Origin of the sequence: Mycobacterium sp. 236(2023), assembly GCF_029623955.1 — a bacterium.
GTDB lineage: Bacteria > Actinomycetota > Actinomycetes > Mycobacteriales > Mycobacteriaceae > Mycobacterium.
Genome location: NZ_JARSBP010000002.1, coordinates 913,642 through 939,342, shown reverse-complemented (window position 1 = coordinate 939,342; position 25,701 = coordinate 913,642). Strand labels below are relative to the sequence as shown.

Sequence of the window (25,701 nt, the reverse complement as noted above, 5' to 3'; positions counted from 1 at the left end):
TCCTTTCTCGGATTCCTTGTGTCGGCGTGAAGCATCGCCGACCAGGCTTGGCAATGCCTTGGCCGGGCATGCCAAGAAAAATCCAAGCGGACGGTACCGCGCGACCAGTGGGAACGCGCGGCAGGGCGCAGACCTGTCTGTCAGACCATCTCGGGGACCCTCAGATGCGCCAGCACGAGGTCGAATTCGCTCTTGTCCAGCACCTCGACGCCGTCACGCACCGAGGCGGCCTCGAGCTCGTCCATCGCGTGTCGACTCCGTCGCATGGCCGCAGCGCTGTCGAACGTCACCGAGACCACCCCGAAGCCCGAATCGCGGTCGGCCAGCAGGCTGGCGCTGCAGAAACCCTCCATCTCCTCCATCGCGGGAATCGTCGCGAACCGGAACCCGTCGATAGCCCGGTCAGCCTGCTCGGTGTCGACCCGCGCCCACGTCACCCGCACGCAGGCGCCGGGCGTCGAATGATGATTACGGTGGAGCGCGGCGATCTCCCACTCGTCGACGGTCGGGCTGCCGCCGAGGATCTGGGCCGCTGTGTCTCGGTACGTGTTCGTGGCCTGTCTGCTGGCGGCCATGGTGTGCTCGGACTCCCAGGCCGTGGTCGCGATGCACCGACCGTTGAGCCGGTCGACGAGCAGTGACAGGCCGACGTAGCCGTCCAGACCGGTCAGCGCCGGCCATACCGTGTCGTGGATGTAGGCGATCCCGGAGTCGATGGCCGAGGACCGAGCGTGAATAGTGGAGCTGCGCGCATACATGTCTGCCTCCGTGGTACGCGGCAGCGTCCCAGCGGCGCCGCCGGACCCTTCGATCGTCCTCCCACCTGACGCCCCCGGCAATGCCTGATGTGGTACCGCGAGCGCGCCCAAAATGCCAGCAGATGGCCGCGTGTTGCCGGGCAAACACGCGCGCTCGCGGAGCAAAGGGTCCTACTCCAGGGCGCGAGCCGCGGCAGCAACTGCCGCCATGCCGACGTCTGCGGCCTCGGTCGCCAGACGCCGTGCCGCAGCGGACCGTTCGGGCGAAGGCTCGGCCAGTTCGCATTCCAGCAGACGGCACCTCAGCAGTGTCGGGACGCCGGCGCTGCGCTCGGCGATACCGCGCGCGACGGTGAGATCGTCGAGGGCTTGACCGTGGTCACCCCGCAGCGCGTGCAACCGCGCCGTCGCCAGCGCCACCGGCCCCGCCAGCCCGACCTGTCCGATCACCGCGATGCGGTCGCGGTACGGGGCAAGCTCCGCCAACAACTGCTCCGCGAACTCCGGTAGATCGTGCTCGACGGCCAGATGCGCGAGCAGCGCATGGTGACCGAGCGTCGTCCAGATGTGCGCACGGTCGATATCGGACGACCATTGACGCAGCGTGGCGAGAGCCTCGGCACGCGCATCCGGCCCGGTCAGCAGGGTCAGCACGGCAGTCCGGACGACGCCGACCATGCCCATCCCGCCGGTCTCCTGACTGGGGTGCAGTTCGTGCCACCGAGGATCGACGGGCCCGCCCCGCTCGCGAAGAAGCGTCGCCGTCGCCAGCAGCCCACTGCCCGCCTCGTACAGCTCGGTCTGCTCATGCACGTGCGCGGCGATCGCGTGATGACGCTCGGCTTCGGCGAAGTCGCCGACCCACACCGCCAGCACCGCCTCCATCCACCGCAATTGCGCACGCAGCACCGGCAATTGGAGCTCTTCGCTGCCGGCAATTCCCGCCTGGACATGCCTGCGCGCACCCGCAACATCGCTGAGGTTCATCGCCGCCATCGTCGCCACAGAATGCGCGATCACCGCATCCTCACGAGACCTGCTGTGCTGCAACGAATCCAGGCGATCGACCCACGACAGTGTCTGCTCGCTCAGCGTCGACACTCCTGAGAAGGTGATGAGCCTGCCGATCAGGACGTCGGCGATGACGTCGGGATCTCCCGTCGCGTCGGCGAGAATGTCGGCGCGGTCCAGCAGGTCAGGCGCGACCGTCGCATCCGGGTTGTAGCAGTGCCCGACCGCCAGCGCGGGCAGAACCCGTGCCGCCGAAGCCGGCTCACCCTCCGACAGCGTGGCGGCCCTCGCCAGCAGCCCGAGCAACTCGCCGGGGTCGTGCCCCGGCGCCAGCCACGGCCACCCACCGCTGGCGCGCAACAGCGCGCTGGCCACCCGACCCGCCGACGCAATACGGCCGGTGCGCAACGCCTCTCCCAGGTAGCGCTGCACGCTGTCGAGCACCAGTTGGCCGCGCCCCGCGCGTGAGTGAGCCTCGAGCAGCTCCACGGTCAGCGCATCGCGCTCGCCGTCATCGCGCAGCGACGCCGGCTGGCTGTCGTAGGCGTCCAGCGCCGCCTGCCACCAGCGCGCGGCGATATCCGAACTCCATTGCGCTGTCGCCTGTTCCGCGGCGAGACGGCACGCCTGGACGACGACCGCCGGCTCGACCAGAGGCTGCGCCGCGACGAGATGCTGGGCGCGACGCGTCGGCGCGTCGTGAGCCGTGCTGTCGGCCAGCACCTCGGCGACCTTGGCGTGGATACGCTGTCGTCGCAGCGCGGGCATGCTCGCGAGCAGTTGTTCGCGCAGCAGTCCGTGGGCGAACTCGTAGCCGCCACCGGCGTGCGCCGTCACGACGATCCGCTCGTCGGCCGCTTCATCGAGGTAGTCGGCGAGCGTGTCCAGGTCGAGCCGGGTGGCCTGCGCGAGCACCGGCACCGCTCCTGCGTCGATCTCGTCGCCGATCACCGCTGCCGCCCGCAGCACCTGCACCACCGCCGGGTCCAGCGCGGCCAGACGTCGGTCGAGCACCGAGCGCACCGCGTGCGGAATCTCATTGCCCGCCCGCTCAGCTCGTGGCAGCCGGGCGTACTCGGACACGAAGAACGGGTTCCCGCCGGTACGGTCGGCCAACTCCGCAGCCTCCGCGGCCGTCACCGCCTCCTCAGCCACCTCGTTGGCCAGGGTCGCGACATCGGCCGACGACAGCGCGGGCACCTCGATGTGCCGGTTGTCCTCCCCGCGGGCGACGGTGCTCAGCAGGCGGGCGACTTCAGGGGCGTGCTCGCCGTCGCGCACGGTGACGATGACCAGCACGGGATGGTCACGCAGCGAACCCGCGATGTAGGCAAGGCAACTCGCCGACGCCGTGTCCGACCACTGCACGTCGTCGACAACCACCGCCAACAATCGCGGCGAGCTTTCAAGCAGTCTTTGAACTCGTTCGTAGACAAGGAATCTGGCGGTGTCGGGATCGGCGTGGGGCGGTACCTCGAGCACCGAGTCGGCGTCGGCACCCAGCGCCCTGACCAGATGACGCATCGGCCACCACGGCGGCGTTCCCCGTTCGTCGGGGCAGTTGACCCACACGGTGTCACCGCCGCCCGCCGTCACCAGCCCCGCGATCTCCTCGGCCAGCCGGGTCTTGCCGATCCCCGGCGGTCCCGACAACACCAGCCAGCGCGCGGCTCCCGCTGTCACCCGTGCGAGAACATCAGCAGCTCTTGCCAATTCACGTCGACGTCCCACCAGGGGCGCGCGGTGCGGCGCGGATTCGACCACCACCGACGATGCTGGGACAGATTCGGGCTCGGGGAGCGTCACCGCGCCCGTCCACTCCGGAGACCGCGGCCACCCCGCGAGCTCCGGGGCCTGACGGAGCACCGCGGTCTGCAGCTCCCTCAGCTCCGGGCCCGGTTGCAGCCCCAGCTCGTCGTCGAGCACCCGGGCGTGCCGCGTATAGGCGTCCAGAGCCTCGGCTGCCCGTCCCGCCCGGTACAGCGTGAGCATGTGCAGCCGACAGCCGCGGTCGGCCAGCGGGTCCAGCGCACGCAGCCGTGTCACCTCGGCCAGCGCAGCAGGGATCTTCCCCAGCGCCAGTAGCGAGATCACCTTGTTGGCAAGGCATTCGGTGTGCATCTCGGCCAGCCGGGCGGCGTCCTCACGTATCCAGTCAGCGTCGCCCATGTCCTCCAGCAGACTGCCCCGTACCAGGCTCAGCGCCCCGTCGGACTCGGCGAGCGCCTCCTCCCAGCGCTCGGCGTCGATGGCCGTCGCGGCACGAGCGCACGACGCCGCGAAGACGGTGACATCCACGTCGTCCGGGGTGACGTCGAGGAAGTATCCCGGAGGCTGCCGAACGATCGGCGACGCCATCTGCGCGACACCGCGCAGTGCGCGGCGCAGATTCGAGATGTAGACCTGCAGGCTCGCGGTGGCGCTGGCAGGGACATCGTCCCCCCACACCGCATCGGTGAGCCGGTCAGTCGAGACCACCCTGCCCTGCGCGAGCAGCAACGCCGCCAGCACGGCGCGCTGCTTGCGCGGCCCGATATCGACCGGCACCTCCCCGTCGACCACCTGCAGTGGCCCGAGCAACCGATAGCGCACCGGCGTCGACGGTCAGTTGGTCGACTGGTACTTGGTCACCGCATCGTCGAGACGCTGCAGAGCGTCACCATACTGCGCGAAGTCCCCGCTCTCCTGAGCACCCTTGAGGGCATCCAATGCGGCGTTGACATCTTGCAGCGCTGCGGCTTTCGCTGCCGACAGCTGCGTCGGACCGGCACCCGGAACCGCCACCGGAACCTCCGGCTGCCCGGCCGGCGGCGTCTGCCCCGGCCGGTTCGGCGGCGCGGCAGGCGGACTGGCAGGCGGCCGCTGCTGCGGAGCCTGGCCCGCAGGCACATCGGTGGCCGCCGGCCCCGTGGCCGTCGCGTCGGCCCCCGGACCGAACAGGTCGGTCAACGCTTCGCGCACCGTCGGCCCGTACCCGATCTGGTCGTTGTACATCATCGCCACACGGATGAGGCGGGGATACGACGACGCCGCATCACTGGCACCTGGTGACGCGTAAACCGGTGCGACATAGAGCAATCCGCCCTGACCCAGAGGAAGTGTCAGCAGGTTGCCCCAGCGGATCCGGTTCTGGTTGTCGCGGCCGATCACACCGAGGTCCTGGCTGACCGCGGTATCGGTACTGATCGCGTTGAACGCAAGCTTGGGACCGTTGACCTGCCCCGGAATCGTCAGAACGGTGATCCGCCCGTACGTTTCGGGATCGGAGCTAGCACTGATGTAGGCCGCCAGGAAGTCCCGTCGGAACCGGTTCATCGCGCTCGTCAGCTGGAACGACGTCGAACTGTTGTTCTCGGCAAGGTCTTTGGCGACGATGTAGTACGGCGGCTGGTAGCTGCTGGCCGTCGGGTTCGGATCCAGTGGGACGTCCCAGAAGTCCGACGTCGAGAAGAACGTCACCGGGTCGTCGACGTGGTACTTGGCGAGCAGCGCGCGCTGCACCTTGAACAGATCCTCGGGATAGCGCAGATGCTCCTGCAGCTCTGGGCTGATGTCGGCCTTGGGCTTGACGGTGTCGGGGAACACCTTCATCCACGCCTGCAGCACCGGGTCTTGCTCGTCCTGGGCGTACAGCGTCACGGTGCCGTCGTAGGCGTCGACCGTGGCCTTGACCGAGTTGCGGATGTAGGACACCTGCTTGTCGAGCTGCAGTCGGTTCTGCGCCACCTCGTTGGAGTCGGTGGTCACCGACGACAGCGACTGCAATTCCGAATACGGGTAGTTGTCCAATGTTGTGTAACCGTCGACGATCCAGACGATCCGTTCGTTGACAATCGCCGGATATACCGTGGTGTCGGTGGTCAGCCACGGGGCGACCGCCTCGACACGATCGGCAGGGTCCCGGTTGAACAGAATCTTGCTGCTGTCGTTGATGACGTTGGAGAACAGGAAGTTCCGCTCGGCATACTTCGCGGCGAAGACGCTGCGCGTCAACCAGCTGCCGATCGGAACACCGCCGCTGCCCGTGTAGGTGTAGTTGCGGGTGTCGGTGTTGGTCTCGTAGTCGTACTCGCGCGGAGTGCCGCTCTCCCCGACGATCGCGTAGTCGTCGGCCGCGCTGGCGATCACGGGACCGTAGTAGATGCGCGGCTGGGACAGCGGAGCGGGGCCGGGCGACGTCACCTCGCCGTTGGCGCCGACGACGCTGGCCAGGAACTCGGGGTAACCGCCGTTCTGGTTGGGGTCGTTGGCGATTCCGCGCACCGTGTTGGCCGGCGACGCGATGAAGCCGTTGCCGTGGGTGTAGACGGTGTGGCGGTTGATCCAGTCCCGCTGGTTGTCGATGAGGCGATCGGGGTTCAGCTCACGCGCGGCCACCACGTAGTCCCGCAGGCTGCCGGTCTCGTCCCGGTAGCGGTCCATGTTCAGCTGGTCGGGGAAGAAGTAGAAGTTCTTGCCCTGCTGGAACTGCGTGAACGCCGGGCTGACGATGTTCGGGTCGAGCACGCGGATGTTCGACGTCGTCGCCCGGTCTGCGGCCACCTGTTGCGCCGTCGCACTGGTGTTGCCCGGGTAGTCGCGGTAGGTGACGGCGTCCTCCGTCAGCCCGTACGCCTGTCTCGTCGCCGAGATACTGCGACTGATGTATTCGCTTTCCTTCTGCGCGGCATTGGGGCGGACGCTGATCTGCTCGACCACCAGCGGCCAGCCAGCACCGATCACCAACGACGACAGCAGCAGCAGCACCACGCCGATGGCCGGGATCCGCAAGTCGCGCAGGAAGATCGCGGAGAACACCGCGACGGCGCAGATGACCGCGATGGCCATCAGGATCAGCTTGGCAGGCAGCACGGCGTTGATGTCGGTGTACCCGGCGCCGGTGAACGGCTTACCGCCCCGCGTGTGGCTCAGCAGCTCGTAGCGGTCCAGCCAGTACGCCACCGCCTTAAGCAGCATCAGCAAGCCGACGAGCGTGATCAGCTGGATGCGGGCCGCGCGACTGAGCGCACCACTGCGACCGGCCAACCGGATACCGCCGAACAGGTAGTGGCCCAACAGGTTCGCGATGAACGCCAGGAACGTCGCGACGAACAGGTAGGACAGGATGAGACGGTAGAACGGCAGATCGAAGGCATAGAAACCGAGGTCGATGCCGAACTGCGGGTCCGTCACCCCGAAACTGCCGCCGTGCAGGAACAGCTGCACCTGCTGCCAATAGCTCTGCGCCACGAAACCGGCGAGCACGCCGATGAACGCCGGCACCCCGATGCCCACCAGCCGCAGGCGCGACATCACCGCGGTGCGATAACGGGCGATCGGGTCGTTGGGGCCGGCAGTCGGGACGAACACCGGCCGCGTGCGATAGGCCAGCGTCAGGCCCGCGAAGACGACGGCACCCAACAGGATCGCGACGACGAAGAAGATGACCACCCGGGTCACGATCTGCGTCGTGAACACCGACCGGTAGCCGAGCTCCCCGAACCACAGCCAGTCGACATAGGTGTCGATGAACCGTGGCCCCAACAGCAGCAGCACGACCACGGCCAAGGCGACCGCGATCAGAAACCGGCTTCGTTGCGTCAGCTTCGGCATTCTCGCCGCGGGCCGCATACCCACTCGACTACTCCACTCTCAGAAATTCCCAGCAGATTTACAGGTGCGATAACTCAGCCATAACTTTACGCATCCCTCCGACGGTGCCGTCTCAGCAGCGGGGAGGTTCACCACCAGCGGAAAGCGTCCTCAAGCCGTCGATCGCGTGTTCGAGGGTGTCCACCTTGAGCAACTCGATCCCGTCGGCGTCGGCGGTCTTGGCCTCCGCACAGTTGTCGGCGGGCACCAGGAACACGGTGGCGCCGGCTTCCTGGGCGGCGACGATCTTGTGGGTGATGCCGCCGATCGAGCCGACGACGCCGTCCCCGGTGATGGTCCCGGTGCCTGCGACGAACTTGCCGCCGTTGATGTCCCCGGTGGTCAGCTTGTCGACGACGGCCAGGCTGAACATCAGCCCCGCCGACGGACCGCCGATGTTGGCGAGGTTGAAGTCGATCGTGAACGGTGCCCACGGCGCGTCGAGAACGTTGATCCCGAGGATTCCCTTGTCGGCCTGGTCCGGGTGCTTGCCGAGCGTGATCTCGGCGGTGCCGGGCGCCTCGTTCTTGCGGCGATAGTCGACGACGATCACGTCGCCCGGCTTCTTGTCCTTGAGCAGCGCCTGGAACTCCTCAAGGGTGGCGACGGGCTGGTTGTCGACCGCGTCGACAGCATCACCGCCCTGCAGCTTGCCCTTCGACGGGCCTTCCTCGTCGATGCTCTCGATCGTGACGGCCATCGGATACTTCAGGTAGTGCAGCGCGGCGTACTCGGCGCTGTCCTCGGACTGGCGGAAGTCGGCGCTGTTGGCCTCGTCGATCTCCTCGCGCGTCTTGTCCGGCGGGTAGACCAGATCGCGCGGGATGAGCTGGTCGCGGCCCGACGCCCAGAAGATGAGTGCCTGCCCCAGCGTCATCCCGTCACGCTGCGAGACCGTCGTCATGTTGAGGTGCCCGGACGTCTTCTGTAGCTCGGTGCCCTCGATATCGACGACCTCCATGCCGTCGACTTCGCCCAGCGTGTCGAACGTCGGCCCCGGGCCCAGCGCCACGTACGGCACGGTCACCGCGGACAGCAGCAGCCCGAAGATCAGGATCGGCGCCAGCGCGACGATCAGGGTCGACATCCGCCTGTTCACGCCGCCCACAGTAGAGGGCAATGCCCGCCGCGGGCCGCGAAGATCACCTGGGTTCACTCTCAGCGTGACCCGCGCGGGCGCGCGGCGCGCCCATGGTGAGTACCGTTGGGGGCATGGCTGACCTGCCCTTCGGCTTCTCCGCCGGGGATGACCCCGACCGTGACAAGCGTAAGAAAGACGGCCCCGAGCAGGGGGCCGACCCCTTCGGTATGGGCATGCCGGGCGGTGAATTCGACATGTCGCAGCTCGGCCAGATCTTCTCCAAGCTCGGCGAGATGTTCAGCGGCGCAGGCACGTCGATGGCCGGCGGCTCCTCCGGCGGACCGGTGAACTACGACCTCGCCCGCCAGCTCGCGTCCAGCTCGATCGGTTTCGTCACGCCCGTTCCCGAGCAGACGACAACGGCGATCTCCGATGCGGTCCGCCTGGCCGAGACCTGGCTCGACGGAGTCACCCCGCTGCCCGCGGGCACCAGCAGAACGGTGGCGTGGACACCGACCGACTGGATCGACAACACGATGGACACCTGGAAGCGCCTGTGCGATCCGGTGGCCGAGCAGATCTCGACGGTGTGGGCTCAGGCCCTGCCCGAGGAGGCCAAAGCGATGGCCGGTCCGCTGCTGGCGATGATGTCGCAGATGGGCGGAATGGCGTTCGGCTCCCAGTTGGGGCAGGCGCTCGGGAAGCTGTCCAAGGAGGTGCTCACCTCCACCGACATCGGACTTCCGTTGGGCCCCAAGGGAGTTGCGGCTCTCATGCCCGAGGCGGTCGAGTCGCTGGCCGAGGGGCTGGAGCAGCCGCGCAGCGAGATCGTGACGTTCCTTGCCGCACGCGAGGCCGCCCATCACCGCCTGTTCAGCCATGTGCCGTGGCTATCGAGCCAGCTGCTCAGCGCCGTCGAGGCGTTCGCCAAGGGCACCAAGATCGACATGTCCGGCATCGAAGATTTCGCCCGCGACTTCAACCCGGCCTCGCTGACCGATCCGTCGCAAATGGAGCAGCTGCTCAACCAGGGGATCTTCGAGCCCAAGGCCACCCCGGAGCAGACAGCGGCGCTGGAACGCCTCGAAACACTGCTGGCGCTCATCGAAGGCTGGGTGCAGACCGTCGTCTCCAACGCCCTCGGTGACCGGATCCCGGGAACCGCCGCGCTGAGCGAGATGCTGCGCAGGCGACGCGCCACCGGTGGGCCCGCCGAGCAGACGTTCGCCACGCTGGTCGGCCTCGAACTGCGGCCCCGCAAGATGCGCGAAGCCGCCGACCTGTGGGTGAAGCTGACCGACGCCGTCGGCGCCGATGCGCGCGACGGTGTGTGGCAGCACCCCGACCTGCTGCCCAGCGCATCGGATCTCGACGAGCCGGCCGGGTTCATCGACCGGATGATCGGCGGCGACACCAGCGGCATCGAAGAAGCGATCGCCGACCTGGAACGCGACCTGCAGCGCGGCAGCGACGAGGGCGACTCCCCCAAGGAGTAGCCGCGCCCGCGCCGGGTCTCGGCCGAACCTCGCGCTGCCCAGTGCGAGCGACAAAGTCGGCCTCTGCTTAGCCTGCCTGCCCAACGAGCGACAATGTCGCTCGCGGTGGGTAACTCGACAACCACCGCCGAGCCTGGCCCCTTCGCCTCACGACCCCACCAGAGCCTGTGGATAACTCGGCTGGGTGTCCGCGCGCCGTGACAGGGTCGAGCCATGACGCGATACGCGCTGAGCCCCAGCACCCCGGTGTTGTCGAGGCCTGACGGCACCGTCCAGGTCGGGTGGGATCCGCGTCGCGCCCTCATCGTCCACCCACCCGCAGGACTGCCCCGCACCGTCCTCGTCGAACTGCTCCGCACGTTGCAAACCGCCGCGACCACCGCCGAACTACAGACCATGGCCGCCGGACACGGCGTCGAGGCGACCCTCGTCGACGGGCTCGTCACCCACCTCGTCAGCAGCGGCGTCGTCACCTCCGCGCCACGCACCCACGTGCGGGCCGTATCGGTGCGCGTCCACGGCGACGGTCCGCTCGCCGATCTCCTGACCACGTCACTGCGCTGCTCCAACGTGAAGATCAGCCGGACCACGCGAACCAACGCGTCGAGCACCAAAGCCGATCTCGTCGTCCTGACGGACTACCTCGTCGCCGACCCCCGCCTGGTCCGCGACCTCCATGAGGCCGGCGTGCCCCATCTGCCCGTGCGCGTCCGCGACGGCACCGGTCTCGTCGGGCCGCTGGTCATCCCCGGGGCGACGAGCTGCCTGCGCTGTGGTGACCTGCACCGCAGCGATCGCGACGCCGCCTGGCCGGCCGTCGCAGCACAGCTGTGCCGCACCGTCGGCAGCGCGGACCGGGCCACCGTCCTGGCGACCGCAGCGCTGGCGCTCAAAGAGATCGAGCACATCATCCGGGGAATCCGCGCGGAGGTCCCGGTGGCGAACCCGTCGACCCTGGAAACCACGCTGGAATTCGACGTCGCCAGCGGCTCGATCGACGCCCGCCGATGGTCGCGGCACCCTTCGTGCTCGTGTTGACAACACCGGTTTCCAACTAGTTGGTGGAAGTGTGCCGCGGTCGTGGATGATGGTCATGTGAGTGAGATCAAGCGGGGCAGCGTCGCACGCAACGCCAAGTTGGCGTCGCTGCCGGTTGGTATGGCAGGACGTGCCGCACTCGGCTTCGGTAAACGGCTGACCGGCAAGTCGAAAGACGAGGTCAACGCCGAACTGCTCGACAAGGCGGCCCAACAGCTGTTCACGGTGCTCGGCGAGCTCAAGGGCGGCGCGATGAAAGTCGGCCAAGCCCTGTCGGTGATGGAAGCAGCGATTCCCGAGCAATACGGAAAGCCCTACCGCGAAGCTCTGACCAAACTCCAGCGCGAAGCGCCACCGCTGCCCGCGGCCAAGGTGCACCGCGTGCTCGACCAGCAGCTCGGCACCAAGTGGCGCGAACGGTTCCAATCGTTCGACGACAAAGCCGTGGCCTCGGCCAGCATCGGCCAGGTGCACAAAGCGGTGTGGTCCGACGGCCGTGAGGTCGCCGTCAAGATCCAGTACCCCGGCGCCGACGAAGCCTTGCGCGCCGACCTGAAAACGATGCAGCGCATGGTCAGCGTGCTGAAACAGCTGTCCCCCGGCGCCGACGTGCAAGGCGTCGTCGACGAGCTGATCGAACGCACCGAGATGGAACTCGACTATCGACTCGAAGCCGACAACCAGCGTGCGTTCGCGAAAGCCTACGAAGGCGATCCGCATTTCGTCGTACCCCACGTTGTCGCCAGCGCGCCCAAGGTTGTCATCCAGGAATGGATCGAAGGCATCCCGCTGTCGCAGATCATCCGCGACGGTGACCAGGAGACGCGTGACCTGATGGCCACCCGGATGTTCGAGTTCTGCGACGACGCCCCCACCCGGCTTGAAATGGTGCACGGCGATGCCCACCCCGGAAACTTCATGCTGCTGCCCGGCAAGAAGATGGGTGTCATCGACTTCGGCGCCGTGGCACCGATGCCCGGCGGCTGGCCCATCGAGCTGGGCCAGATCCTGCGCTATGGCGTCGACAAGAACTACGAGAAGCTGCTGCCGACGATGGAAAAGGTCGGGTTCATCCAGAAGGGCCAGCAGGTGTCGACCCGCGAGATCGACGACCTACTGCGCCAATACGTCGAGCCGCTTGAGGTCCCCGTCTTCCACTACACCCGCAAGTGGCTGCAGAAGATGACCGCCCTCGAACTCGACAAGGCGCCCGGCCAGATCAAAGCCGCGCGGCAGATGGACCTTCCACCCAAGCTGATCATTCCGATGCGGGTGATCGCGTCGATCGTCGCGATCTCATGCCAGCTCGACGCCCACGTCGACACCCGGCGCATCGCGATGGAAAAGGTGCCGGGGTTCGCCAACCCCGACGAGGTTTAGCGGCAGACCCCGCCGCCGCGCGTGAAAGTCACGCGGCGACAGGGTCTTTCGCATCCTTGCGCGGCCGTCCACGCGGCCGCTTCCGTGCGATGACCGTGCCCCGGTCGAGGATTTCGCCGCCCCAGACACCCCACGGCTCCTGACGCTGCAGCGCAGCGTTCAGGCATTCCCGCCGGATCGGGCAATCCGCGCACAGCGCCTTGGCGCGTTCCAGCTCACGCGGATCCTCGGCAAACCACAGATCGGGTTCCTCGACATGACACGGCACAATCATCTTGGTCAGCGTCGTCGTCTCGCATGTCGGCGAAGACATGTCCGGTCCTCTGCTTCCTGGTCGTTGGATTTGGGTTGGTGTGTGAACTCTTTTCGGTGGATCTGGGACCAGGCTTGATTGGGAGGAAACCCAAACAAAAAGGCCACGGATCCGGTGTTTACGGGTCCGTGGCCTGGGAGGCGGTTGGGGCTGTACCTAGATATAACCCCTCACGGACACGGCAACCGTGCCGGCGGCGGCGCGACGCTTACGCGGCGCGGCGGCGGCAGCTGCTTTGGCAGTGGGATGTGCGGGATGCCCCTGAACCTGGGCGTGGAGGGCCCTGATGCCGGCAGCGGCTACGCCGGAGAAATCGAAATTGCTGTTCATGTCGGACACCCTCCTTTCGCACATGGCACTCGTCTGTGTGTTTCTGAGGTTAGACGCTAGCAGCCAGAACCGACAACATATTTTTGACCAGCGGTTTTGGCGCGATCTTTACTTTTTTTGGCGGCCTTTGACCAACGCGAGGACATCGGCTCCGTACTGCTCGAGCTTGCGGGCGCCGATGCCGGGGATCGCGACGAGCGCGGCGTCATCGGTCGGCAGGGATTCGGCGATCGCGATCAGGGTGTTGTCGGAGAACACCACGAACGCGGGCACGCTGGCCTCCTTCGAGGTTCGCAGCCGCCAGTCCTTGAGCTCGGCGAGCAACTCGTCGTCGATGTCGGACGGGCACGTCTCGCAGCGGCGCAGCATGATCGCCGGCGGTGAAGTCAGTGCCGCATTGCAGACACGGCAGCGCGGCGTCGGCCCACGGGGCTTGCGCGGCTTGCTCGGCCCGTCGTCACGCTGGGACTGTGGCGCGATGCCGTTGAGGAACCGTGACGGGCGCCTGCCCTGACGGCCACCCGGCTTGCGGGCCAGCGCCCAGGTCAACGTCAGGTGCACGCGCGCCCGGGTGACTCCCACGTAGAGCAGGCGGCGCTCCTCCTCGACCGGTTCGCTGTCGGGTCCGTGGGACAACGCATGCGAGATCGGCAGGGTGCCGTCCGCTAGCCCGACCAGATACACCGCGTCCCACTCCAGCCCCTTCGCGGCGTGCAACGACGCCAGCGTGACGCCCTGGACCACCGGTGGGTGCCGCGCGTCGGCGCGCTGACGCAGTTCGGCGAGCAGCGCGCGCAGATCGAGATGCGGGCGTTGCTCGACCTCGTCATCGACCAGTTCGGCGAGCGCGACGAGCGCCTCCCAGCGATCGCGGGCGCTGGTGCCCGCGGGCGGCTCGGCCGTCAACCCGAGCGGCTCGAGGGCGGTGCGCACGATCTGCGGAAGCTCCCCGACGGTGTCCCCCTCGGTACGTTCGGCCGTCCGCTGCAGCGCCAGCTGCGCCTGCCGGATCTCCTGGCGGCTGAAAAACCCTTCGCCGCCGCGCACCTGGAACGGGACACCCGCCTCGGTGAGCGCCTCTTCGTAGACCTCCGATTGCGCGTTGATCCGATACAACACCGCGATTTCTGAAGCGGGAGTGCCGGATTCGATGAGCTTCTGAATACTCTTGGCCACCGCCGCGGCCTCGGCGACCTCGTCGGGATACTCCCGGAACACCGGGTTGGGCCCAGGCTTGCGCTGCCCGACGAGATGCAGCTTGCTGCCCGCCATGCGGCCGCGGGCCGCGGCGATGACGCGATTGGCCAGCGACACCACCTGCGGGGTCGAGCGGTAATCACGTTCGAGGCGCACCACTGTGGCCTCCGGGAAGCGGCGCGAGAAGTCCAGCAGATAGCGCGGCGAGGCGCCGGTGAACGAGTAGATGGTCTGGTTGGCATCGCCGACGACGGTCAGATCGTCGCGGCCGCCGAGCCACGCGTCGAGCACACGCTGCTGCAGCGGTGTGACGTCCTGATATTCGTCGACGACGAAACAGCGGTATCGATCGCGGAACTCCTGCGCGACGGCGACGTCGTTCTCGATCGCGGCGGCTGTGTGCAGCAGCAGGTCGTCGAAGTCGAGGAGGACCATGCCTTCCCGCCGGGTCTTGAGCGCCTCGTAGTTGGCGTAGACCGTGGCGATCTTGGCCGCGTCGAAAGGGATGTCGCGGCCCGCCTCGGCGACCGCCGCCGGGTAGGTCTCCGGACTGATCAAAGACGCCTTGGCCCACTCGATTTCGCCGGCGAGGTCGCGGACGTTGTCGGTGCCGGTGGGCAGCCCGCCGCGGTTGGCGGCCTGCGCGACGACGGCGAACTTGCTGTCCATCAACTGCCACTCGGTGCTGCCGACGACGCGTGGCCAGAAGTACGCGAGCTGGCGACGTGCGGCGGCGTGGAACGTCTGCGCCTGCACCGATTCGGTGGACGCACCCACTCCATCTTCGCTGAGCGCGCGCAGCCGTCCCCGCATCTCACCGGCCGCACGGGAGGTGAACGTCACCGCCAGCACCTGGCCGGGCGCAACATGCCCGGCCGTCACGAGATGAGCGATCCGGCGGGTGATGGTGCGCGTCTTGCCGGTGCCTGCACCGGCAAGCACGCAGACCGGGCCGCGAGGAGCGAGCACCGCGTCGCGCTGCTCCTCATCGAGGTCGCCCAGTAACCGGTCGCGGGAGGCCGTGGGAGACATGGCGACCATCATGTCAGCGCGGCCCGACAATCGCGGGCCTCGACCCGGGCATGTTGGGGACGTCGGCTACGTTGAATGGCTTATGAGTACTGATGGCGCCGCTCTGACCATGTACACGACGACGTGGTGCGGCTACTGCTCGCGCCTCAAGATGGCCCTCAAGTCCGAAGGCATCGTCTGGGACGAGGTCGACATCGAGGCCGAACCCGCCGCGGCGGAGTTCGTCGGATCGGTGAACAACGGGAACCATGTGGTGCCGACGGTGAAGTTCGCCGACGGTTCGACGCTGACCAACCCGAGCATCAAGCAGGTCAAGGCCAAGCTCGCCAGCTAGATCGCGATCTGTTCGCCGTCTGCGCCACGCCACACGTCGACGGCGTGATCAAGCGGAAGACCGAGTGCGTCGCACAGACCGACGACCGTCCCGAAGCTGGGGCTCGGCAGCCTGCCGACCTCGATCTTGCGCAGAGTCTCGGGTGAGATGCCCGCTTCGCGGGCGATGACGTCGGCCGGACGGCCTGCGCGTGCCGTTCTGATCAACGCACCGAGGCGCTGTCCGGCACGGATCTGCTCGGGACTCAGGGGCACGCGAACCATGGGCCCAGCCTAACCGAACCGGTATTAAAGTACCGCGACTGGTATCGTCGGCTCGGTATAAAAATACCGAGCTGATGGAGTTGCCCGCGATGATCGAACTCAAGACCGCCAAAGAAATCGACATGATGGCCGTCACCGGGCAATTCGTCGCCTACACGTTGGACACGCTGGCGCGCGAGGCGGCGCCCGGCATGAACCTGATGGAGCTCGAACACCGGGCTCGAGCGCTCGTCGCTGAGCGCGGAGCCACCTCGTGCTATTGGGACTACGCACCGTCGTTCGGCCGCGGACCCTTCCAGAACGTCATCTGTCTGTCGGTCAACGACGGTGTGCTGCACGGGCTTCCACACTCCTATGTGCTGCGCGACGGCGACGTGCTGACGATGGACTTCGCCGTGACCATCGACGGATGGGCCGCCGACGCCGCGCGAACCGTCATCGTCGGATCACCCAAGGACCCCGCCGACGTCGCCCTTGTCGACTCCACCCGACGGGCCCTGGCCGCGGCCATCGACGCCGCGGTTCCCGGCGGCCACCTCGGCGACATCTCCGCGGCCATCGGCGCCGTCGCCGCCGCGGATGGCTACGCCGTCAACACCGACTTCGGCGGGCACGGCATCGGACGCACCATGCACGAGGACCCCCACGTCCCCAACCGCGGGAAACCGGGCCGCGGGCTGCGGCTCCAGGCCGGCATGACCCTGGCGCTGGAACCGTGGTGGGGTCGCGGGACGAACCAGCTAATCGTCGACGACGACGGCTGGACGTTGCGGTCGGCCGACGGCTCGAACACTGCGCACTCAGAACACACCATCGCGGTCACCGAGGACGGTCCGCGGGTTCTCACCGAACTCGGCTGAAATAGATTGCCGCTGAGGCTAATCGAGCCAGCCAGGACTCGAGGCTAATCCAGCGCAGCCCAAGATTCGATGATCTCCCTGGCAATCGAGATCGAGCCGGGCAGAAGCAGCCGGGAACTGCCGCCCGAACCCCAGTCACCCTGATCGAGCGCCTCGCGGATCTCGGCGCGGGTGAACCACTGCGCCTCGGCGATCTCCCCGTCGTTGAACGAGAACGGCTGATCGGGATCGCCGAGAGCGTGAAAGCCGATCATCAGCGACCGCGGGAACGGCCACGGCTGCGAGCCCAGATACTGGACGTCGGTGACCGTCAGGCCGACCTCCTCGGCGATCTCGCGCGCCACACAGGACTCGAACGACTCCCCCGCCTCGACGAACCCCGCGAGGATCGAGAACAGCCGCGGCGGCCACACTGTCTGCCGCGCCAGCACGGCGCGGTCGTGGCCGTCGTGCACCAGACAGATCACCGCAGGGTCGATGCGCGGGAACTCTTCGTGGCCGGTGACCGGGTTGACCCGCGACCAACCGCTCTTGACCGGCTTCGTCGGGGCACCGTCGACCGGGCTGAACCGCGCGTTGTCATGCCAATTCAGCAGCGCCGTCGCGGTCGCGACGAGTTGAGCGCTCACATCGTCGAACACGTCACCGGTGCGGCGAAGGTCGAGGACCTCGGTCTTCAGGCCGGGATCCTCGGGAGGCTCCAAGTCGGAGCGCATCGCCCACACATGTCGGCCGTCGTCGAGCTTGCCGAGGAACACGGCGTCCTCGGGTGGGCTGTCCGCCGCGCCACTGGCCTTGTTCAGCACAGCGCGGCCGTCGGCGATCAGCACCTGATTGCGCCGATCCACCCGCAGCAGCAGCGCATCGGCCCAGCCGGCCACTGCGGCGTCGAGATCGGTGCGCAGCGTGTCGGCGCGATCGGCGCCCACCCGCGACAGCAACGGGACATTGCGAAGCCGAAACCCTGGGCTGTTGACCGGGTTGACCGAGTGCTCGTCGCTCATCGGTGCTCTCTGCTCTTCGCGCAAGCGCTCATCGGTCCTCGTCCGCGGACCGGATGTACAACAGCCGATCCCCCAATTCCAACGCGTCGACCTCGGGGTCGTCGACGCGGATCAGCCTGTTGCCCCGCACCACACCCAGCACGATGTCGGTCTGATGCCGGGGCGAACCGCCCGCCTCCTTCGGCGTGACCTCCCGCTCGGCGATGGCGAACCCGCGGTCGGGAGTCAACAGGTCTTCCATCATCTCGACGACGCTCGGCGTCTGCACGGCGATGCCCAACAGGCGGCCCGCGGTCTCCGAGGTCACCACCGTCGAGTCGGCGCCGGACTGTTCGAGCAGATGCTGATTCTCCGCCTCACGGACGGCGGCGATGATCTTCGCCTTCGGCGCGAGCTCGCGCGCCGTGAGCGTCACGAGCACAGCGGTGTCGTCGCGATTGGTCGCCACGATGATCGATTTGGCGTGTTGCGCGCCGGCCAGTCGAAGCACTTCGGAGTCGGTGGCGCTGCCGCGAACGGTCACCAGCCCCGCGCTCTTCGCGCGTTCCAGCGAGGCGGAGTCTTCGTCCACCACGACGATGTCCGCGGGAGCGACCTCGTCGCCGACCATCGCTGCGGCCGCAGTCCGGCCCTTGGTGCCGTAGCCGACGATGATGATGTGGTTGCGCAATCTGCTCCTCCATCGCTGGATCTGGTAGACCTGCCGCGACTGCGTGGTGAGGGTTTCTACCGTGGTACCGATGAGCACGATCAGGAAGGCCACGCGCAGTGGCGTGATCACCAGGACGTTGATCAGCCGGGCCGTCGGAGAGACAGGCGTGATGTCGCCATAGCCGGTGGTCGACAGCGACACCGTCGCGTAATACAGACAATCCAGAAACGACAGCGGATTGGCGGGGTCCGGTTCGCTCCCGATGTCGCGATAGCCGTCCCGATCCAGATAGACGATGATGACCGCGGCGAACAGCGCGGTGAGCGCATAGACGACGCGGACCGTGATCCGTCGGGCCGGGCCGACGAGCGTCGTCGGGATCTGAACGCGGTCGGTGAGCGCGTGGTCGGGCAACTCGGCCAAGGACTGATCGAACCGACGCACCCGTCGCCGCAGGCGTCCCTTAGCCACGAGGGCCGGTCATAAGGTGAGGCAGCCACACCAGCACAATGTAATCATGACCTCTTCCACGTCGGCACTGCAGCGCATCACCAATTCATCTCGGGGCGCCAAGACCGGCGCCTGGCTCGTCGGGATGGGCATCCTCCACTTCGCGGCGCCCAAGCCGTTCGACACCATCGTTCCGGAGGAGCTTCCTGGCTCGGCGCGGTTCTACACCTACGCTTCCGGCGTCGCCGAGGTCGGTGTCGGCGCCCTGCTGCTGGCGCCCAAGACTCGCAAGGCCGGAGCGCTGTCAGCGATTGCGCTCTACGCCGGTGTCTTCCCCGGCAACGTGAACATGGTGCGGCTCTGGTTTAAAGATCCGACCAAGAACCTGCCAATGCGGATCGGCGCGATCGCGCGGCTGCCCTTGCAGATCCCTATGATCACGCAGGCCTGGAAAATCTACAAAGAGAGCTAGGCGGCCTCCTCTCCGATCTGGTCGGTCAGCAAGGCGATCAGATCGTCCTCGTCGGGCAGCACATCGGGCATCACCGTCCGCCCGGTGCGCACATAGTGGAACGCGGCCCGCACCGACGACACCGGGCATCCGTGCAGCCGAGCCCACGCCAACCGATACACGGCGAGCTGAATAGCGTTGAGCTGCAGGTCTTCCGGTGTTGACGGCTCATCGCCCGTCTTCCAGTCCACGACGGTGACCGTGTCGTCCGAACCGGCGAAGATGGCGTCGATACGGCCACGCACCACCCGGCCCGCGATCATCATGTCGAACGGCACCTCGACATCGATCGGCGTGCGGGCGGCCCAGGGCGACAGCGCAAACGCGGTCTGCAACTCCTCGAGCTCTCCCCTGTCCTGACGGTCGGCGTCGACGGCGCCGGGCAGATCGTCGAGATCGAACAGCTTCTCCGCCTGGAAATAGCGTTGCACCCACTCGTGAAACGCGGTGCCGAGCAACGCCTGCGCGTCCGGGCGGCGCGGCAGACGCCGCTGCAACCGCTGCGCGACCGCGCCCGGATCCCGACCGAGTTCGACCATCGCGCTCACCGACAGCTGCACGGGCAGCACCGGTACCGGTCGACGCGCGGCCATCTCCCGCTCGGCCAGCAGCGCGTCGACGTCCGCGGCCCAGCCGTGACGATCCTCCTCCTCGGCCGCGTCAGGAGCGGCGGCCGACATCGCGGCGCTCACCAGGTGTGCTCCGTGGTCGACCGGCGCGCGGCGACCGCCCATCGGATCCACCGGCCACATGGCCTCGATCACGCGGTCCCGCAAAGGGTTCGCCTCGCCGTCGGCGGGAGCGTCGGCCCACACATCGACGGCTCCGCACGGCGTGCCCGCCACGACGGATGCGTCGATGACCTCCCTGAGCTCGCACAGGAACGTCGACGGACCGCGCGGCTTGGATTCGGTCGCTCCCCAATGGTGCCCCGACACCAGCAGCGTGTGCTCGGCCCGGGTGATCGCGACGTAGAGCAACCGTCGCTCCTCGTCGGTGCGACGCTGATCCAGGCTGGCCTTGTGATCGGAGATCTTGTCTGACAGCCCTTTCCGATCGCTGACATCGGAGGTGTCGAGAACCGGAACCCCGTGCGCCGAGACTGTCGCACAGTCGCCGCGCAGCAGCGGCGGCAGGTCCGCGGCGTCGGTGAGCCACGTCCGCGGAGAGGCCGTGGACGGGAAAACCCGCCCCGACAGATGGGGCACGGCGACGACCTGCCACTCGAGGCCCTTTGCCGCGTGCACCGTCAGGATCTGCACGCGGTCCGCGGACACGGAGACCTCGGCCGGCGCGAGCCCGTTTTCGACCTCTTCGGCCGTGTCGAGGTAGGCGAGCAGACTCGACACCGTCACCGGCCCCCGCAATGCGAAGTCGGCCACCACGTCACCGAATCTGTCCAGATGTTCGGATCCCGTCCAACCGGCAGAGACCGGTTGGGCGGCACGGACTTCCACGTCCACTCCGAGAACGCGTCGCACCTCGGCGACGAGGTCGGGCAGTGGGCTTCCCAGATGCGCCCGCAGTCCTGTCAGCTCACGTCCGAGCGCGACGATCCGCGCGTGGCCGACGTCGGAGTAAGCCGCGGCGGCCCCGGGATCGCAGATCGCGTCGGCCAGACATGCGCCATCGGCGTCGGGCCCCAACTCGGCCACGATCTCCGCGGTCGCCGACGCGGTGTCCGAGGCCGGGCTGCCGGCATCCACCAGTGCGACCGCCCGCTTCCACAGGGCCGCGACATCGCGCGCACCGAGCCGCCACCTCGGTCCGGTCAGCACGCGGACGGCGGCGGCACCGGCAGTCGGATCCGCGCACAGGCGCAGCATCGCAACGACATCGGCGACCTCGGGAACGGCGAGCAGACCGGCCAACCCCACCACCTCGACGGGAACCCCTCGCCGGCCCAGCGCTTCGGCCATCGGCGCCGCATCGGCGTTCCTGCGTACGAGCACCGCTGCGGTCGGGACCGCGCCGGACTGCGCGATACCGCCGTGCCATCGGCCCGCGATCTGATCGGCGACCCAATCCCGTTCGGCCTCAACGTCGGACAGCAGCGCAGCGCGGACGGTTCCCGGTTCCGCGGCGGGCCGCGGCTGCAACGCCCGAACCGCGACGGAGCGGCGTCTCGCGTCGACCGACACCTCGTTGGCCAGATGCAACACCTCCGGTGGGTTGCGCCAGCTGGTGCGCAGTTCCAGCGTGGGCGCGGGTGTGCCGTCCGACAACGGGAAATCGGTGGTGAACCGCGGCAGGTTCGTCGCCGACGCGCCACGCCACCCGTAGATGGATTGGATGGGATCGCCGACGGCCGTCAGAGCCAGGTCGTCGTCGGCGCCTCCCCCGAACAACGATGACAGCGCGACCCGCTGTGAATGCCCTGTGTCCTGATACTCGTCGAGGAGCACCACCCGATAGCGCTGCCGCAATTGCTCACCGACAGTGGGGAATTGCGATGCCAGCCGCGCGGCCGAGGCCATCTGCATCCCGAAGTCCATGACCCTGCCCTCGCGCATCCTGCGGTGCAGCTCGTCGATCAGCGGAACCAGCATCGTGCGCTCGGACTGCGTCGCCAGCATCCGCAGCAGCCATTGGCTGGGACCCCGGTCACGCTGATACCTGCCGGCGGGGAGCGCGTGGACGAGACGCTCCAGTTCCACGTGGGTGTCGTTCAGTTGTGCGGTGTCGACGAGATGCTCCGACAGCTGGCCGGCCAGGCGCAGCACCATGCCGGTGATCGACGTCGGCGACTTGTCGGTGTCGAGAGCAGCCGGATGTTCACACACCACGCCGAAAGCCAACTGCCACAGCTCGGTCTCGCCGAGCAGACGGGTGTCGGGCTCCACCGGGAGCATCAGCCCGTACTCGCGCAACAGGTTTCCCGCGAAAGCGTGATAGGTGCCGATGGTCACGGGGTCCTCGGCGAAATCCGCGCTCCCCGAGGGGATCGTCAGCCCCGCCCCGGCAAGCCGCGCCAGCCTGGACCGCACGCGGCGCAGCAGTTGACCGGCCGCCTTGCGGGTGAAGGTCAGGCCCAGCACCTCGCCGGGATGCGCGTAACCGTTCGCGACCAGCCACACCACGCGCGCCGCCATCGTCTCGGTCTTGCCGGCACCGGCGCCGGCAATGACGACGAGCGGGCCCGGCGGCGCCGCAATGACGGCAGCTTGTTCGTCAGTCGGCTCGAAAAGACCCAGCGCCTTGGACAGTTCGGCGGGGCTGTATCGGGGTGTGCTCACGTATCACTCCTGGTGTCCTGCGCCGGGCACATCGCCCGGACCGGGCAATGCGCGCAACCGTCGTTGACCCGGGCGACGAACTCCGGGCCCTGCGTCGCCGCCGCGGCGCGCTGGACCTGGGATCGCCACTCGGCGCGGCCTTCTTCGGTCAGCGCATCCTGATGACGTTCGGTGGCGCCGCCACCGGTGGTCTTGCCCAGGTAGACCAGCCGGCCGCCGCCGGGCTCATCCCCCTCGGCGAGAAGGCCGGCCGCCACCGCGAGCTGGTACATCGCCAGCTGTGCGTGGGTTTGAGCGTCCCCCTTGGTCACCGGGCTCTTTCCGGTCTTGAGGTCGACGACGACCAGGCGACCCTCGCTGTCGCGTTCCAGACGATCGAGCCGTCCCCTGACCCGCACCGCAGGCCCGTCGTCGTCCACGTCGTCGATCTCACCGTCGACGTCGATCTCGGTGCCGATCTCGGTCAGCTCGGTGCGGGTGTCGGTGCGCCAACGCAGGAACGTGGCCAGCATTTCGAGGTGCCGGCCGAGCTCGTTGTCGGAATGCCATTGAGCATCGAACGGGAGTTCCTCCCATACTTTTTCCAGTGCACTGCCAAGCTGTGACTCGGACTTCCCCGTCTCCGAGACCAGGGCGTGTACGAGCGAACCCAACGCCGAGCGCACATCGCGGCCACGCGACCCCCCGTGCCGTTCCAACAACCAGCGCAGCGGGCAGTCGGACAGCATCTGCAGCGTCGACGGCGACAACGTGACCACGTGATCGTCGCCATCCCACAGCGGTTGGTCGCTGGAGAGTTCACGCGCGCCGTACCACGCGCCGGGATCGGCACCGTGCACACCCGCGTCCGCCAGACGCGCCAACTGGGCTGCCGCACAGGCCCGTTCGATGTCATCCACGGCGCCGGGGGCGGCGCAGACCACGGCACGCAGCCGACCGACCACGGCAGCGGGCGCCAACACTCTGGGCGCCCGGACCGGCAGATCGGGCTCGGGCGCCGGTTCGGTGGCCAGCGCGGCCAGCTCATGACAGAACGACGACGGCAACATGGCGTCCTCGCCCGCATCGCTGTCGACGGCCGTGACAAGCAACCGCCGGCGGGCCCGTCCCATCGCGGCGATCAGCAACCGCCGCTCCTCGGCCAGAAGCGGTGCGCGGGAGGACAAGCGCTGTCCGGCCTCCGCGACACCATCGATGACGTCGACGAGCTGCTGAGTGGCCAGCACGCCGCCCCGCGGAGAAACGTTGGGCCACAGACCTTCCTGCACACCCGCGATCACGACGAACTCCCACTCACGATTGAGCGCCGAGTGCGCGCTGACCAGTGCGACCGCGTGACCGGCCTGGTCGTCGCGGCGAACCGGCGGCAGGGACAGCGCTGTGATGTGATCGATCAGTCCGCGGATCGACGCTCCGGCGGTGCGGTCGACGTACTGCTCGGCGACGTCGAACATCGCGGTGACCGCGTCGAGATCGCGTTCCGCCTGCGCGGCAGCGGGACCCCCGCGTTCCTCCGCCGCCAGCCAGCGCCTCTGCAGGCCCGACCGGTGCCACGCCTGCCACAACGTGTGTCGCGGATCGCTGCCCTCGTCGGCGCTGCGCCGTGCGGCGGTCAGAACCGCGCGGACGCGTCGCAACGCACGAGCCTGCTCGTCAGACAGCGGGACCGAATCACGGTGCAGCGCGGCGACGAGAAGTTCCCCGAAGCCGCCCGATGACTCGTCCACACCGCGACGCAGCGCACGTCGGAGCTGGCGCAGCGACACCGGGTCGATCCGTCCGATGGGTCCGGTCACCAACGCCAGCGCGCGTTCCCCGTCGAGGCCGTCGGCAGTTGCTTCCAGCGCCGTCAGCAGCGCCCGCACCGCCGGCTGATCGGCAAGCGGCGCATCGGTGTGCGGCTGATCGACCGGCACGCCGGCCGCGGTCAACGCGCGCGCCAGGGACGCACCCATGCGGGACACGGACCGGACGATGACGGCCATGTCCTCCCAGGGCACGCCGTCGACAAGGTGTGCGCGCCGCAACGCGTCGGCGATGAGGGCCGACTCGGCGTGCGATGAGGCGGCGATGCGGACGGCGACCGAACCCGGCCCATTGCCGCCGGTGAACGGGCGTGAGGCGTCGGCGCCGGGAAGCCGACGCGTGACAGCGCCGATCGCATCGGCGAGCGGTGCCGCGCACCGGTGCGACTCGGTGAGCGTCAGCGTGTGGCCGTCTCCACGCAACAGCGTCGGATCGGCGCCGCGGTATCCGAACACCGTCTGATGAGGATCGCCGGCGATGACGGTCAGTTCGGCACCCGCGCCGAGGATCTCGACGAGGCGAGCGGCCTGTGGATCGAGGTGCTGGGCGTCGTCGACCAGGAGCAGGTGTACACGCGCGCGCTCAGCTGCCAGCAGGTCGGGATCCGTCGCGAACGCCTCCAGCGCCGCGCCGACGAGTTCAGCGGCGCCCAGTGCAGGCACAGTGGCCTGGGGGGCGGCCATGCCCACCGCGGAACGCAGAAGCATGATCTGCTCGTAGGCCTGGGCAAAGCGCCCGGCCGCCTGCCACTCGGGGCGGCCGTTGATGCGGCCGATGCGTTGCAGGGCAAGCGGATCGACGCCGCGCTCGCTGCAGCGGGCCATAAGATCACGCAGTTCGGTCACGAACCCGACAGTGCTCAAGGCCGGCCGCAGACGCTCCGGCCACCGCACGGGTGATGCGTCGCCGTCCTCGACGTCGCCGGCCAGCATTTCGCGGATGATGCCGTCCTGTTCGGCGCTCGTGATCAGCCGTGGTTGCGGGCTTCCGTTGCGCTGCGCGGCGAGCCGCAACACCGCGAAAGCGTAGGAGTGAATGGTGCGCACCAGAGGCTCCCGAACCGCGTCACGCCCCCCGGCACCCAACAGTCTGGTCGTGATCGAGGCCCGGGCCTCGGAGCTCAGCCGCGCCGAACCCGTCAGCAGCAGAACCGATTCCGGGTCGCAACCGGCCGCGATATGCGCCACCGCGGTGTCGATGAGCAGGCTGCTCTTACCGGTGCCCGGGCCTCCCAGCACCCGCACGGTGCCGCGGGTGTCCCGCAGACCCAGGGCCTCGGGCGTCAGTTCGGTGTGTGGCGCGGACATGCAGGCATGAC

17 protein-coding genes are annotated in these 25,701 nt (G+C 68.1%); 6 read left to right on the top strand and 11 right to left on the bottom strand.

The annotated features are described in order from the left end of the window. Window positions 1-140: 140 nt before the first annotated feature. The 4 genes from P9A17_RS07060 to P9A17_RS07045 form a co-directional block, all read right to left on the bottom strand. The gene (locus P9A17_RS07060; protein ID WP_278037853.1) at window positions 141-758 is read right to left on the bottom strand and encodes a hypothetical protein; all 618 of its coding nucleotides are present in this window, start codon (window positions 756-758) and stop codon (window positions 141-143) included. Between the two features lie 171 nt (window positions 759-929). Continuing rightward, window positions 930-4,361, bottom strand: a complete 3,432-nt coding sequence (locus P9A17_RS07055; protein WP_278037852.1) for a BTAD domain-containing putative transcriptional regulator — start codon at window positions 4,359-4,361, stop codon at window positions 930-932. A 12-nt stretch (window positions 4,362-4,373) separates the two neighbouring features. Beyond that, complete coding sequence (locus P9A17_RS07050) at window positions 4,374-7,385, bottom strand: UPF0182 family protein (RefSeq protein WP_278037851.1); 3,012 nt, start codon at window positions 7,383-7,385, stop codon at window positions 4,374-4,376. An 88-nt stretch (window positions 7,386-7,473) separates the two neighbouring features. After that, window positions 7,474-8,499 carry a PDZ domain-containing protein gene (locus P9A17_RS07045; protein WP_278037850.1) on the bottom strand — a complete coding sequence of 342 codons (1,026 nt, stop codon included), beginning with the start codon at window positions 8,497-8,499 and terminating at the stop codon, window positions 7,474-7,476. A 95-nt stretch (window positions 8,500-8,594) separates the two neighbouring features. Between P9A17_RS07045 and P9A17_RS07040 the strand changes: the two genes are divergently transcribed. From P9A17_RS07040 to P9A17_RS07030, 3 genes are all read left to right on the top strand, one after another. After that, window positions 8,595-9,977, top strand: a complete 1,383-nt coding sequence (locus P9A17_RS07040; RefSeq protein WP_278038636.1) for a zinc-dependent metalloprotease — start codon at window positions 8,595-8,597, stop codon at window positions 9,975-9,977. A gap of 213 nt (window positions 9,978-10,190) precedes the next feature. Further along, the gene (locus tag P9A17_RS07035) at window positions 10,191-11,015 is read left to right on the top strand and encodes a cyclodehydratase (RefSeq protein ID WP_278037849.1); all 825 of its coding nucleotides are present in this window, start codon (window positions 10,191-10,193) and stop codon (window positions 11,013-11,015) included. A 42-nt stretch (window positions 11,016-11,057) separates the two neighbouring features. Then, window positions 11,058-12,395 carry an AarF/UbiB family protein gene (locus tag P9A17_RS07030; protein WP_278037848.1) on the top strand — a complete coding sequence of 446 codons (1,338 nt, stop codon included), beginning with the start codon at window positions 11,058-11,060 and terminating at the stop codon, window positions 12,393-12,395. A gap of 28 nt (window positions 12,396-12,423) precedes the next feature. Here the strand turns inward: P9A17_RS07030 and P9A17_RS07025 are convergent, their stop codons facing one another. Both P9A17_RS07025 and P9A17_RS07020 read right to left on the bottom strand, forming a co-directional pair. Then, a complete protein-coding gene (locus P9A17_RS07025; RefSeq protein WP_278037847.1) occupies window positions 12,424-12,708 on the bottom strand; it encodes a WhiB family transcriptional regulator in 285 nt (94 codons plus the stop codon). Between the two features lie 438 nt (window positions 12,709-13,146). Further along, on the bottom strand, window positions 13,147-15,267 hold the full coding sequence (locus tag P9A17_RS07020) for an ATP-dependent DNA helicase UvrD2 (RefSeq protein ID WP_278037846.1): 2,121 nt from the start codon (window positions 15,265-15,267) through the stop codon (window positions 13,147-13,149). Window positions 15,268-15,349: 82 nt separating this feature from the next. Between P9A17_RS07020 and mrx1 the strand changes: the two genes are divergently transcribed. Beyond that, on the top strand, window positions 15,350-15,601 hold the full coding sequence (gene mrx1 / locus P9A17_RS07015) for a mycoredoxin Mrx1 (RefSeq protein ID WP_278037845.1): 252 nt from the start codon (window positions 15,350-15,352) through the stop codon (window positions 15,599-15,601). On the opposite strand, the gene P9A17_RS07010 is transcribed toward mrx1, so the two are convergent. Then, the gene (locus P9A17_RS07010; RefSeq protein ID WP_278037844.1) at window positions 15,598-15,864 is read right to left on the bottom strand and encodes a helix-turn-helix transcriptional regulator; all 267 of its coding nucleotides are present in this window, start codon (window positions 15,862-15,864) and stop codon (window positions 15,598-15,600) included. The two genes, mrx1 and P9A17_RS07010, sit on opposite strands and share 4 nt — an antisense overlap. Window positions 15,865-15,953: 89 nt before the next feature. Between P9A17_RS07010 and map the strand changes: the two genes are divergently transcribed. Next, window positions 15,954-16,724 carry a type I methionyl aminopeptidase gene (map, locus tag P9A17_RS07005; RefSeq protein ID WP_278038635.1) on the top strand — a complete coding sequence of 257 codons (771 nt, stop codon included), beginning with the start codon at window positions 15,954-15,956 and terminating at the stop codon, window positions 16,722-16,724. Window positions 16,725-16,768: 44 nt separating this feature from the next. Here map and nudC read toward each other — a convergent pair whose 3' ends face one another. Both nudC and P9A17_RS06995 read right to left on the bottom strand, forming a co-directional pair. Continuing rightward, complete coding sequence (gene nudC, locus P9A17_RS07000; RefSeq protein WP_278037843.1) at window positions 16,769-17,728, bottom strand: NAD(+) diphosphatase; 960 nt, start codon at window positions 17,726-17,728, stop codon at window positions 16,769-16,771. A 28-nt stretch (window positions 17,729-17,756) separates the two neighbouring features. Beyond that, on the bottom strand, window positions 17,757-18,851 hold the full coding sequence (locus P9A17_RS06995; protein WP_278037842.1) for a potassium channel family protein: 1,095 nt from the start codon (window positions 18,849-18,851) through the stop codon (window positions 17,757-17,759). Between the two features lie 46 nt (window positions 18,852-18,897). On the opposite strand from P9A17_RS06995, the gene P9A17_RS06990 reads away from it, so the two are divergent. Continuing rightward, complete coding sequence (locus tag P9A17_RS06990) at window positions 18,898-19,302, top strand: hypothetical protein (protein ID WP_278037841.1); 405 nt, start codon at window positions 18,898-18,900, stop codon at window positions 19,300-19,302. Here the strand turns inward: P9A17_RS06990 and P9A17_RS06985 are convergent. Together P9A17_RS06985 and P9A17_RS06980 are read right to left on the bottom strand one after the other, a co-directional pair. After that, window positions 19,299-22,577, bottom strand: a complete 3,279-nt coding sequence (locus P9A17_RS06985; RefSeq protein ID WP_278037840.1) for an ATP-dependent DNA helicase — start codon at window positions 22,575-22,577, stop codon at window positions 19,299-19,301. The two genes, P9A17_RS06990 and P9A17_RS06985, sit on opposite strands and share 4 nt — an antisense overlap. Continuing rightward, the gene (locus P9A17_RS06980; protein ID WP_278037839.1) at window positions 22,574-25,690 is read right to left on the bottom strand and encodes an ATP-dependent DNA helicase; all 3,117 of its coding nucleotides are present in this window, start codon (window positions 25,688-25,690) and stop codon (window positions 22,574-22,576) included. The genes P9A17_RS06985 and P9A17_RS06980 overlap by 4 nt, the downstream gene beginning before the upstream one ends. Window positions 25,691-25,701 lie beyond the last annotated feature (11 nt).